The sequence below is a fragment of the Candidatus Collinsella stercoripullorum genome (assembly GCF_027669965.1).
Lineage (GTDB): Bacteria > Actinomycetota > Coriobacteriia > Coriobacteriales > Coriobacteriaceae > Collinsella > Collinsella stercoripullorum.
This window is the reverse complement of record NZ_JAQECM010000066.1, coordinates 1-10,772: the sequence shown is the minus strand read 5'-3', so window position 1 is coordinate 10,772 and position 10,772 is coordinate 1. Positions and strand designations below refer to the sequence as shown.

Below are 10,772 nucleotides of genomic sequence, written 5' to 3'. Positions count from 1 at the left end.
GGCCGCCCGTGCGCGTGCGGGCGGCCCGGCCCGCTCGCTGCGCCCGTACGCGCTGCCTGCCCCTGCGCGGCCCCGCCGTCCGGCTCCCGCGCTACTCCACGCTCTTGAGCGCCTCGATCATGTCGATCCGGTTGAGCGTGCGGTTCGTGATGAGGTTCACCGCGAGCGCGAACGCGAGCGGCAGCACCGCGGCGAGCACGTAGCTCACCGGCTCCACGACGGTCATGAAGCTGATCTGCGGCATGTGCAGCACGTGGAGCAGGGCGTCGCCCAGCACGTACCCGAAGGGCAGCCCGCATACGATGCCGATGAGCGTGAGGATGACCGTCTCCTTGTTCACGTAATGGTGCACCTCGCGCGGACGGAATCCGAGCACCTTGATGGTGGCGAGCTCGCGCTCGCGCTCGGAGATGTTGGTGGTCGAGAGCGTGAACAGCACGGCGAACGCGAGGGCCGCGGCCATGCCGAGCACGATGGCGACCACCGCGTTGATGAGCATGAACGATTGCGAGAAGTCCTCGGCGAGCTGCTCGGTGCTCGTGACGGAGAGGAAGCGCGCGTCCGCGTCGAGCTCGTCCGCGAGCGAGGCGCCCTTCCCTTCCGCGCAGCGGACGAGCACGCCGTTGGGGGCGAACGCGCCCGTGTCCGCGTCCATGCCCGGTGCGCCCGCACCGAAGGCCGCCTCGTATGCCGAGGCGCTCATGTACACGTAGTTGCCCAGGTAGTTCCCGGTGACGGCGGTCACCTCGACCTCGGCCTGGTTGAGTTGGGAGTCCTGGACCTCGACGTCGTCGACGGCGGAGAAGCCCATGACCTCGGCGGCGTTCTGCGTCACCACGGCCCCCTCGTCGGGCAGGGCGATGTCCCCGCCGCCGGAGATGTCCGAAAGCCCGATGTAGGCTGAGAGGTCCGCCCCGTCGGGCACGACGATGAGCTGCACGGACTCCTCGGCGCCGTCGAGCTTCAGGGTGGCGGTGTCGATGTAGATGCGCAGCAGCCCCTCCACGCGCCCGTCCGCCGCGAGCTCGTCGGCCGCGGCGTCGTGCTCACCGGACTGCGTGACGGCCATGATGTCGTAGCGCGAGATGCGGTCGTACTGCTCGGGCACGAGCGCGGCGACGGAGTCCTTGATGGCGAAGCCGCATACGATGAGCGCCGTGCAGCCCAGGATGCCCGCGACCGTCATGAGGAAGCGGCGCTTGTAGCGGAAGATGTTGCGCGCCGTGACCTTGTTCAGGAACGAGAGGCGGCGCCAGATGGCCGGGATGCGCTCGAGCAGGATGCGCGAGCCGGAGCGCGGGGCCTTGGGCCGCATGAGGGCGGCCGGGGTGCGGCGGACCTCGGAGCGGCAGGCGAGGTAGGCGGTGCCGCCGATGGCGACGATGAAGATGGCGCAGCCGCCGAGGCCGAAGGCCGCGTCGAAGGTGAAGCCGTAGCCTGGCAGCAGGTACATGATGCCGAAGATGACGAACATGAACGCGGGCAGCGCGATGAAGCCCAGGAACAGGCCCACGACGCAGCCGGTGAGCGAGGCGGCGACCGCGTAGACGAGGTACTTGGCGTAGATCTCGCGGTTGCGGTACCCGAGCGCCTTGTAGGTGCCGATGAGCCCGCGCTCCTCCTCGACCAGGCGGGTGATGGTGGTGAGCGAGACGAGGACCGCGACCACGAGGAACACGAGCGGGAACAGGGTGCCGATGGCCTCGATGGAGTCCGCGTCGCTCGAGATGGACGAGTAGCTGGACAGTGAGGTGCGCGTCTGCACGTACCAGGAGGCGGGCTCGATGGCGTCGACCTCGTCCTGCGCGTCGGCGAGCTGGGCCTCGGCGTCGGCGAACCGCGCGTCGGCCTCGTCGCGGCCCTCCTGCCAGGAGGCCAGGCCGTCGCGGTACTCCGCCATGCCCTTCTCGTACTCGGCGCGGCCGCGGTCGAGCTCGGCCTGGGCGTCAACCAGGGCCTGACGGGCGGCGGGCAGCCCGGCTGCCCCGGCGTCGAGCTCGGCGCGGCCGGCGTCGATCTCGTCCTGCGCGGAGGCGAGCGCGGTGCGCACCTGCGTACGGGTCGCGTCGAGGGAGGCCTGGCCCGATTCGAGGGCGGCGTAGCCCTCGTCGAGTTGGGCCTGCGAGGCGTCGAGCGCGGCGCGCCCCTCGGTGAGCTGCGCCTTGCCGTCCACGAGCCGCGTCAGCTCCGCGACCGCGCGGTCGAGGTCGTCCACGGTGATGCCGAACACGCCCATGACCTGCTCGATGAGGGACAGGTTCGCCTGGGCCTCGGTGAGCGCGCCCTCGGCGTCGGCGAGGGCGCGCTCGCATGCGGCGAGCCGGGCCTGCGCGGACTCCAGGTCCGTCCGGACGCCGGCGAGCTCGGCCTGCGCGGCCTCGAGCTCGGCCTGCGCCGCCTCGAGCTCGGAGACGACCTGGCGGTAGGTCTCGTCATCGGGCGCCGCCTCGCCGAGCTCGGCCTCGAGCTCGGCCTTGCGGGCGGCGAGCTCGTCCACCCGCGTCTGGAGGGCGGGCACGGTCACCTGCTCGAGCTCCCCCGCGCGCTCCTCGAGCCCGTCGGCCTCCGCCTTCGCGGCGTCGCGCTCTTGTGCGGCGTCGTCGCGCGCGGCCTGCGCGGCGTCCACGGCGTCGCGCGCGTCGAAGACGGGGGAGGCGAGCTGCTGCACGGTCGCGAGGGCCCCTTCGGCGTCGGAGACCTCCGAGCCCGCGCCCGGGACGCGGGAGAGCAGGGCGTTCACCTCGTCGACGGCCTGCTCCTCGCCCGCTTGGAGCTCCGCCTCGGCGGCGTCCAGCTCGGCGCGGCCGTCGTCGACCTGCCGCTGCGCGGCGTCGAGCGTCGCGCGGTTGGCGTCGATCTGGGCCTGGGCGTCCGTGAAGCCGGCCTCGGCCTCGGAGCGCTGGGCGTCGAGCTGCGCCTGGCCGGCGTCGAGCTCCGCGTAGCCGTCGGCGATCTGCCGGGCCCCGTCCTCGTAGGACTCCCAGCCCGCGTCCAGCTCGGCCTGCCCGTCGACGAGCTGCCGCTCCGCGTCGGCCAGCTGGGCCGCGGCGTCGTCGAGCTCCGCGCGGCCGTCGGCGAGCTCGGCCTCGGCGTCGGCGCGCTCGGCCTCGTACTCCGCCCGGGCCTCGTCCACCGCGTCCTGGGCCTCGCCGACCACGGCGTCGGTGCGCGCCTGCTCGCGGTCGTCGCGGATCTGTCCCTCGATGCGGTCCGTGACCGCACGGACGCGCTCGGTGTAGGCGTCCGAGTAGCAGGGCAGCTCCGCGCAGCCCTCGACGGCGAGGTAGGCGACCGTGTAGGTGCCCGTGTCGGCCACCGCGCCCTCGGTCACGATGAAGGTGTAGTCGGAGCTCGAGCTCGAGCGGAAGGAGAGCTCGGGGTTGGTGACGTCGGTCGCGTCGACGACGATGCCGCAGATGGTGTAGGGCTGCCGTTCGAACACGGCCTCATCGGGGTCGTCCGCCTCGTCGATCCGGACCTCGTCCCCGATCGAGAGCCCGCTCGCGTCGATGAACTTCTGCGTGACGGCGACCTCGTCGGAGCCCTCGGGCAGCCGGCCCTCCACGACGTAGGGCTCGTTCATGCCCGATGCGGACAGGGCCTTGACCTCCACGGAGGCGCGCGCCCCGTCCACGTCGGTGTAGGTGGACTCGCTCCATCCGCCTTCGGCGGCGTCCACGCCCTCCACCGCGGCGAGCGCCTCGATGTCGGCGTCGTCGAGGCCGAGGGTCGAGAGCACCTGGATGTCGAACAGGCCGCTCGCGTCGAAGTAGGCATCGGCGGCGTCGCGCAGGTCCGTGCAGGACGCGCGCAGGCCGCAGAACATGGCGACGCCGAGGGCGCAGATCACGGCGATGGAGACGAAGCGCTTGAGGTTGCCGCGCACGGTGCGGGCTATGTCCTTGCGGTATGCGGGCGTCATGGGCTTCCGCCTACCATTCGATCCGGGCGATGGGCGTGGGGTGCGCGTTGAGCGACATCTCGGTCACCTGCCCGCTCTTGAAGCGGATGAGGCGGTCGGCCATGGGCGCGAGCGCCGAGTTGTGGGTAATGATGATGACCGTGATGCCGTCGCGGCGGCAGGTGTCCTGCAGCAGCTGGAGGATCTGCTTGCCCGTCCGGTAGTCGAGGGCGCCGGTGGGCTCGTCGCACAGCAGCAGCTTGGGATTCTTGGCGAGCGCGCGGGCGATGGCGACGCGCTGCTGCTCGCCGCCGGAGAGCTGGGCGGGAAAGTTGTCCATGCGCTCGCCGAGCCCGACGTTGCGCAGGGTGTCCGCGGCGTCGAGCGAGTCGGGGCAGATCTGGGCCGCGAGCTCGACGTTTTCCAGGGCGGTGAGGTTGGGTACGAGGTTGTAGAACTGGAAGACGAAGCCGACGTCGGCGCGGCGGTATTCGACGAGCTCGGCGCTGCTCGCGCCCGAGATGTCGCGGCCGTCCACGCGCACCGTGCCGGAGGTGGCGGTGTCCATGCCGCCCAGGATGTTCAAGGCGGTCGTCTTGCCTGCGCCCGAGGCGCCCAGGATCACGGCGAGCTCGCCGCGCTCGACGGCGAAGGTCGCGCCGTCCAGTGCGTGGATCTCCGCGTTGCCCTGGCCGTAGACCTTGTGGACGTCGGTGAACTCGATATATGCCATGAGGGTCTCCCCTCCATCGTGCCCGGTCCGCCGCCGGCGGGGTCCGTCGGCGTCACTCGACAGCGTGTTGTCTAGAAGTAGTATAGTGAAGCGACGGGAGGGCGCGGAAGGGGCGCTCGACATCCGGCGCGAGATTGTCGAGCGATGCGCCGCGCGATGCGCCGTGCGTGATGTACGCGGTGCTCGGGGACGGGCCGCTTCACCGTGCCGCCGCCGGCGCGCGCGGTGCCCGAGGCGGGAGGCGCCCGCCTCCACGCACCGGGTGACGCCCGAACGGCGCGCGCAGGATCGAGAGGAGCCGGCCATGGCGAAGCAGCCGCAGGTGACCGAGCAGACGCGGGCCAACCTCACCGCCGCGTTCTGGGAGCTCTACCTGGAGAAGCCGATCGAGAAGATCACCATCCGGGAGATCACCGACCGCGCGGGCTACAACCGCGCGACCTTCTACCTGTACTACCACGACGTGTACGACCTGTTTGAGCAGCTGGAGGACGAGATCCTCGATCAGATCCGGGTGCTCGTGCAGCAGCGCCTGCTGTTCGAGGACCAGCTCGACTTCTCGCACCACATGGGGTTCATCGTGGAGCTCGCGCAGCGCTTCAACGCCTACATGCCGCGCCTCATGGCGGGGGACCCCTCGTTCGAGGAGCGCCTGAAGGAGATCATCGCCCCGCTGCTCGACCGCTTCATCCTCCCGGAGGAGGGGCTGTCCCCTCGCGAGCAGGACGTTCTGCGCGCCTTCTACCTCTCGGGGCTGCTGGGCGCCGTCGGCGCGTGGATGGCCGACCCCGACTCCATGCCCATCTCCCGCCTCATCGAACTCATCGTGGGCGCCGCGCTCTAGGGGCGCCGACGCCCGTCTTCGGCGGCGCGGCGGTGACAGCGGGGACCGCGCCATCTGCCGCGTTGTCCGTTGCGGGTGCTGTCCCATCTGCCGCCATCCATCCCGTCCGCCGCGGCCGCAGGACAGGGTTCTTGTCCGTCGGCTTCGGTGACAGCGGGGGCTGCCCCGCCTGTCACGGTGGCGGCGGGGCTGTTGCATTCGTCGCGCCACCCTTCGCACGGGACGGCGGCCATCGAACGGGGCACCTGCCCGCCGCGATCGTGTTGGCGGATGGGTGGATGGCAGGGTTTTGCCGTTTGGGGGAGGGTCGTGCGCGGAAGCGGGCCGTGTATCATCGTCACCCCGGGGTTTTCCGGGTGCGGATGCCCTCCGGATGCCTCCTGAGCCGCGCGGGGACGCGGCAGGCGACCCGAAACCCCCTTCCTGCGGGCTCCGCGGACCCTCCGGGGCCCGCGCGGACGGCTTCCGCGCCTGCGGGCCGTCCCCCAAACGGCGATTCTCTGCCATGGCGAGGGAATCGAACGGAGGAGCTCGCCTCCTCGCCGGCGACCTTATGCAAAACATCGGCGAAACGCAGGAACAATATGCATTCCGGTCCTGCGCGCCATGCGGGCCGCACGCCCCGGGCCCGCGGCCGTGTCCGGAGCCGGCCCGCGCGCCTCGCGAGATCCGGCCCGGCAGGCCTCCCGCCGCTACTTCTGCATGCTCTTCTCGGCCTCGACGATGAGGTCCTCGTAGTGGGCGATCTTGTAGTCCAGGCGGTCGAGCCCCGCCTGCATCTCGGCGATGCGCTCGCGCACGAGGTCGCGCTGCTCCTCGAGGATGGCCTTGCGCGCGGCGAGCGTGGCGTCGCCCTCCGCGAACAGCTGCATGTACTCGATGAGCGCCTCGATGGAGACGTTCGCGCCGCGCATGCACTTGATGAACTTCACGCGCGCGAGGTCGGTCTCGTCGTAGTCGCGCACGCCGCTCGCGTTGCGATGCACGCGCGGCAGCAGGCCGATGCGCTCGTAGTACCGCAGCGTGTCGGCGGATATGTCGTACTGTTTCGATACCTCGGCGATCCTCATGGCGAAACCCTTTCTGTCGATGAGCAGTATATACCGCTTCGAGTCGGCTCCAAGTCAAGCGCCCCGCCCGCGGGCGCCCGCAAGCGATCGAGCCGCGCGTTCCGTATGGTGCCTGTGTGCCGCCCCGTCCCGCCCGCCGTCCGCGCCGGGGCGGGGCGCTAGACTGGGCCTGCACATCCGACGACGAAAGGCCGGTGCCCCCATGGCAGACCAGCAGATGACCGGACGGCGCGAGGACGATCTCGCCGCCGCGCGCGGACTTGTCGATTTCATCAGTTCGAGCCCCAGCATGTTCCACACGGCGGCGACCGTCTGCCGCCGCCTCGAGGAGGCGGGCTTCACCTACCTGCCCGAGGGCGCGGCATGGACCGTCCAGCCGGGCGGCAGCTACTACACGCAGCGCAACGGCTCGAGCGTCATCGCGTGGCGCGTGGGGACCGAGCTGCCCGAGGACGCCTACCACTTCCAGATCGCCGCGTCGCACGCCGACTCGCCGACCTTCAAGGTGAAGGCGGTCGCCGAGCTCGAGGGCCCGGGCGAGTACCTGCGCCTGGACATCGAGCCTTACGGGGGCACCATCGACTACAGCTGGTTCGACCGCCCGCTGTCGCTCGCCGGCCGCGTGCTGACGCGCGACGGATCGCAGGTGACGAGCCATCTGCTGTCCGTCGACCGCGACGTGGCGCTCATCCCCAGCCTCGCCATCCACCTCGACCGCGGCGTCAACGCGGCGTTCTCGCCGGACCGCGCGGTCGACCTCTACCCGCTGTTCTCCGCCGGCGCCCTGAAGCGCGGCTCGTTCGACGCGTTCGTGGCGCGCGACCTGGGCGTCGACCCCTCCCAGCTGCTCGCGCGCGACCTGTTCCTCGTCAACCGGGAGCCGCCGCGCATCTGGGGCGCGGCGGACGAGTTCATCTCGTCCCCCAAGCTCGACGACCTCATGTGCGCGTACTGCTCGCTCGAGGCCTTCCTCGCCTCGTCGAACGAGCGCGACATCTCCGTGTACGCGTGCTTCGACAACGAGGAGGTCGGCTCGCACACCAAGCAGGGCGCGGCCTCGACGCTGCTGCGCGACACGCTCGAGCGCATCAACGCGCGCATCGGCCGCTCGCCCGAGAGCCTCGTGCGCGCCCTGGCTTCCTCCATGCTGGTGAGCTGCGATAACGCGCACGCCGTGCACCCCAACCATCCCGAGAAGGCCGACGAGGCCAACGACCCGCGCCTGAACCGCGGCATCGTCATCAAGGAGGCCGCCAACCAGCATTACTGCACCGACGCGTTCAGCCGCGCGGTGTTCTCCGCCGTGCTCGACGACGCGGGGGTGCCCCATCAGACCTTCGCCAACCGCAGCGACATGGCCGGCGGCTCGACGCTCGGCAACATCTCCAACGCGCACGTCAGCATGCACGCCATCGACGTGGGATGTCCGCAGCTGGCCATGCATTCCAGCTACGAGACGGCCGGCGCGCACGACGTCCGCTTCGTCATCGACGCGCTCACCGCGTTCTTCGACGCGGACATCCGCATCGACGGGGCGATGGGGGCCCGAATCGGATAGGGCGCCGGATCGGATAGGGGCGCCGAACACAAAAGGGCGCCGCGACCGGATCGCTTCCGGCCGCGGCGCCCTCGCGTCGCCGTTCGCCGCCGCGTTCCCGCGGGCTGTCGGCCCGGGGCTCCGCACGGGGCCCTCGACGGGACGGGGCCGGGTGCGGGACGCGGGGCGCCCCGCCCGACCGCGATGCCGCTACAGGGCGGCGTACTCCTCGTCGCCGACCGGCTCGAGCCACTCGTTGGAGGTGTCCGTGCCGGGAGTCTCGAAGGCGATGTGGCTGAACCAGCTGTCGGCCTTGGCGCCGTGCCAGTGCTTCACGCCGGCGGGGATCACCACGACGGTGCCGGGGACGAGGCTCTGAGCGGGCTTGCCCCACTCCTGGTACCATCCCTCGCCGGCGGTGCAGATGAGGATCTGCCCGCCGCCGGTGCTCGCGTGGTGGATGTGCCAGTTGTTGCGGCATCCCGGCTCGAACGTCACGTTGGCCAGGCCGATGCCCGCGGTGGCGGCGTCGGTCAGCGGGTTCAGGTACGACTGGCCGATGAAGTACTGCGCGAAGGCGTCGTTGGGCGCTCCCTCGCCGAATACGTTCATCTGGTCGAATGCGGTCTTGTCGGTGGTCTTCATCGCTGCTCCCTCGCTTTCGGGTTTCCGGACGCCTCCACGGTAGACCTTCGAGTGCGCTCCAAGTCAAACGCGGATCGCGAGACGGGCGGGGCCGCTCAGCGGATGAAGTTGGTCCGGGCGCCGGGCTCCTGCGCGGGAGGCTCGAGTCCCGCGGCGCGCCCGGCTTCGATGGATCTCAGCAGCCACGCCATGTTGCGGCCGAGCTGCCGCATGGTCCACAGGCCCTCGGCGTCCTGCTCGACCTCCTCGGGGGTGTTGCCGTGGACGTTGTTCCAGTACCGCGAGCTCACGATGGGCATCTGGGAGATGGTGAAGAACTTCTGGATGTCGTCGAGGGCGGCGGTGGTGCCGGCGCGGCGGGCGCTGGCGACGGCGGCCGCAGGCTTGTGCCGGAAGACGTCGGGCTGCCCGGCGCGCCCGTTGGAGTAGAACAGCCGGTCCATGAAGCCGACCAGCGACGCCCCGGCGTGCGCGTAGTGGACGGGCGCACCGAAGACGAACCCGTCGGCCTCGGCCGCCTTGGCGCGGAACTCGTTCACCGCGCCGTCGAACACGCAGGCGCCCTTGCGGTCGCAGCCCCCGCAGGCGGTGCAGCCGCCCACGGGCTTCGCTCCGATCCAGAAGATCTCCGCCTCGACGCCGTCCTCCTCGAGCGTGCGCGCGACCTCCTGCAGCGCGCGGTCGGTGCAGCCGTGCCTATGCGGGCTGCCGTTCACCAGCATGACCTTCATGATGGTCCCTCCCCAGATATCTGATGTCGGTTTTCCAGGCAGGTTCATTTCTACCCACCGATGCGCGCGAGCTATCCGCGCCCGCGCGGGGCAGGGTTCTCGTGGACCTGCAGCAGGTCGTTCAGGTAGGAGCTATCCGCGCCCGTGCGGGGCGGAGGCGGACACCTGCCTGAGATGAGGAGGGGTCGCCCCCGCCCCTGCACCCGTGCAGGGCTACAGCTCCACCAGGTTGCGCAGGGGCTCGCCGGCCTGCAGGCGGGCGAGGTTGTCGGCGGTGATGGCCGCGATGTTGGTGAGGACGGTCGGCAGGTGGAACTGGCCGGCCACATGCGGCGTGATGAAGATGTTGGGCGCGTCCCACAGCGGGTCGTCGGCGGGCAGGGGCTCGGGCGTCGTCACGTCGAGCGCGGCGCCGGCGATCTGCCCGGATTCCAGCGCGGCGATGAGGTCGGCCTGGACCACGAGGTCGCCGCGCCCGCCGTTGGCGAAGTACGAGCCGGGTTTGCACCGCGCGAAGAACGCGGCGTCGGCCAGGCCGCGCGTGGCCGGGGAGCTGGGCAGGAACGAGACCACCACATCCGCGGCGGGGAGCAGCTCGGGAAGGTCGTCCATGCTCCGGATGGCGTCGAAACCCTCCGGGACCTCGCCCACGCGGCGGCGCACGCCGGTGACGTGCGCGCCGAAGGAGCCGGCGAGCTTGGCGAAATGCGTCCCGATGTCGCCGGCGCCCAGCACGAGCACCTGCGCGCCCGCGAACGTGGTGACCTGGCCGCGGTCGGTCCACAGGTGGCCGCGCCCGTCGTCGCGGTAACCGTCCAGGTGCTTCATCATGGCGAGGATCATCGCGAACATGTGCTCCGACACCGCCTGGCCGTACGCGCCCACCGCGCAGGTGAGGGCGGCGCCCTCCGGCACGGTGCCCGGCGCGCTGTACTTGTCGTAGCCCGCCGAGTTGAGCTGCAGCAGGCGCAGGCTGCGCGCCGCGGGAAGGCGGGCGGGGTCGAGGTTGCCCACGATGACCTCGGCGGCGGCGATCTGCTCGTCGGTCACGTCGAGCTTGGTGGCGTAGGTGTAGGCGGCGTCGGGCGCGCCGGATTCGAGCGTGGCGCGCTGCGCCTCGGTGAGGGGGAGAAGGACCAGGACGTTCATGGCGGCTCCATCTGTCTGGGGTGTCCGTGCGCGCTCGCGCACGGAGCCAGTATATCGCCGCGTCGGGGCGCCCGGAATGGTCCGGGTGCCAAAGCGCCCGGGGTGCCCGGAGCGGGCCCGGCGGCTCGGGGGACGGGGCGCCCGCTGCGGGACGGTGCGCCC

At 71.1% G+C, this 10,772-nt stretch carries 8 protein-coding genes; 2 read left to right on the top strand and 6 right to left on the bottom strand.

Annotated elements, in window-relative coordinates; translation table 11 throughout:
- Positions 1-91: 91 nt before the first annotated feature.
- On the bottom strand, positions 92-3,922 hold the full coding sequence (locus tag PHA29_RS09790) for an FtsX-like permease family protein (protein WP_270849431.1): 3,831 nt from the start codon (positions 3,920-3,922) through the stop codon (positions 92-94).
- A gap of 10 nt (positions 3,923-3,932) precedes the next feature.
- Positions 3,933-4,634 carry an ABC transporter ATP-binding protein gene (locus PHA29_RS09785; RefSeq protein WP_270849430.1) on the bottom strand — a complete coding sequence of 234 codons (702 nt, stop codon included), beginning with the start codon at positions 4,632-4,634 and terminating at the stop codon, positions 3,933-3,935.
- A 304-nt stretch (positions 4,635-4,938) separates the two neighbouring features.
- On the opposite strand from PHA29_RS09785, the gene PHA29_RS09780 reads away from it, so the two are divergent.
- Positions 4,939-5,478, top strand: a complete 540-nt coding sequence (locus PHA29_RS09780) for a TetR/AcrR family transcriptional regulator (protein ID WP_270849429.1) — start codon at positions 4,939-4,941, stop codon at positions 5,476-5,478.
- Between the two features lie 692 nt (positions 5,479-6,170).
- Here the strand turns inward: PHA29_RS09780 and PHA29_RS09775 are convergent.
- Complete coding sequence (locus PHA29_RS09775) at positions 6,171-6,548, bottom strand: MerR family transcriptional regulator (RefSeq protein WP_270405281.1); 378 nt, start codon at positions 6,546-6,548, stop codon at positions 6,171-6,173.
- 202 nt (positions 6,549-6,750) lie between these two features.
- Here PHA29_RS09775 and PHA29_RS09770 point away from each other — a divergent pair, with 202 nt between their 5' ends.
- Positions 6,751-8,106 carry a M18 family aminopeptidase gene (locus PHA29_RS09770; RefSeq protein ID WP_270849428.1) on the top strand — a complete coding sequence of 452 codons (1,356 nt, stop codon included), beginning with the start codon at positions 6,751-6,753 and terminating at the stop codon, positions 8,104-8,106.
- A gap of 189 nt (positions 8,107-8,295) precedes the next feature.
- Here the strand turns inward: PHA29_RS09770 and PHA29_RS09765 are convergent, their stop codons facing one another.
- The 3 genes from PHA29_RS09765 to PHA29_RS09755 all read right to left on the bottom strand — a co-directional run bounded on the left by PHA29_RS09765 (position 8,296) and on the right by PHA29_RS09755 (position 10,610).
- Positions 8,296-8,730 (bottom strand): cupin domain-containing protein, encoded by a 435-nt coding sequence (locus PHA29_RS09765; protein ID WP_270849426.1) that lies wholly within the window; start codon positions 8,728-8,730, stop codon positions 8,296-8,298.
- Positions 8,731-8,825: 95 nt separating this feature from the next.
- Positions 8,826-9,461 carry a flavodoxin family protein gene (locus tag PHA29_RS09760; RefSeq protein ID WP_270849424.1) on the bottom strand — a complete coding sequence of 212 codons (636 nt, stop codon included), beginning with the start codon at positions 9,459-9,461 and terminating at the stop codon, positions 8,826-8,828.
- A gap of 213 nt (positions 9,462-9,674) precedes the next feature.
- A complete protein-coding gene (locus tag PHA29_RS09755) occupies positions 9,675-10,610 on the bottom strand; it encodes a D-2-hydroxyacid dehydrogenase (RefSeq protein ID WP_270574490.1) in 936 nt (311 codons plus the stop codon).
- Positions 10,611-10,772: the final 162 nt, after the last annotated feature.

What these genes read in the sequence shown, in the direction of transcription:
- PHA29_RS09790 (WP_270849431.1), bottom strand. Translation starts at nt 3,922, where the DNA reads ATGACGCCCGCATACCGCAAGGACATAGCCCGCACCGTGCGCGGCAAC.
- PHA29_RS09785 (WP_270849430.1), bottom strand. Translation starts at nt 4,634, where the DNA reads ATGGCATATATCGAGTTCACCGACGTCCACAAGGTCTACGGCCAGGGC.
- PHA29_RS09780 (WP_270849429.1), top strand. Translation starts at nt 4,939, where the DNA reads ATGGCGAAGCAGCCGCAGGTGACCGAGCAGACGCGGGCCAACCTCACC.
- PHA29_RS09775 (WP_270405281.1), bottom strand. Translation starts at nt 6,548, where the DNA reads ATGAGGATCGCCGAGGTATCGAAACAGTACGACATATCCGCCGACACG.
- PHA29_RS09770 (WP_270849428.1), top strand. Translation starts at nt 6,751, where the DNA reads ATGGCAGACCAGCAGATGACCGGACGGCGCGAGGACGATCTCGCCGCC.
- PHA29_RS09765 (WP_270849426.1), bottom strand. Translation starts at nt 8,730, where the DNA reads ATGAAGACCACCGACAAGACCGCATTCGACCAGATGAACGTATTCGGC.
- PHA29_RS09760 (WP_270849424.1), bottom strand. Translation starts at nt 9,461, where the DNA reads ATGAAGGTCATGCTGGTGAACGGCAGCCCGCATAGGCACGGCTGCACC.
- PHA29_RS09755 (WP_270574490.1), bottom strand. Translation starts at nt 10,610, where the DNA reads ATGAACGTCCTGGTCCTTCTCCCCCTCACCGAGGCGCAGCGCGCCACG.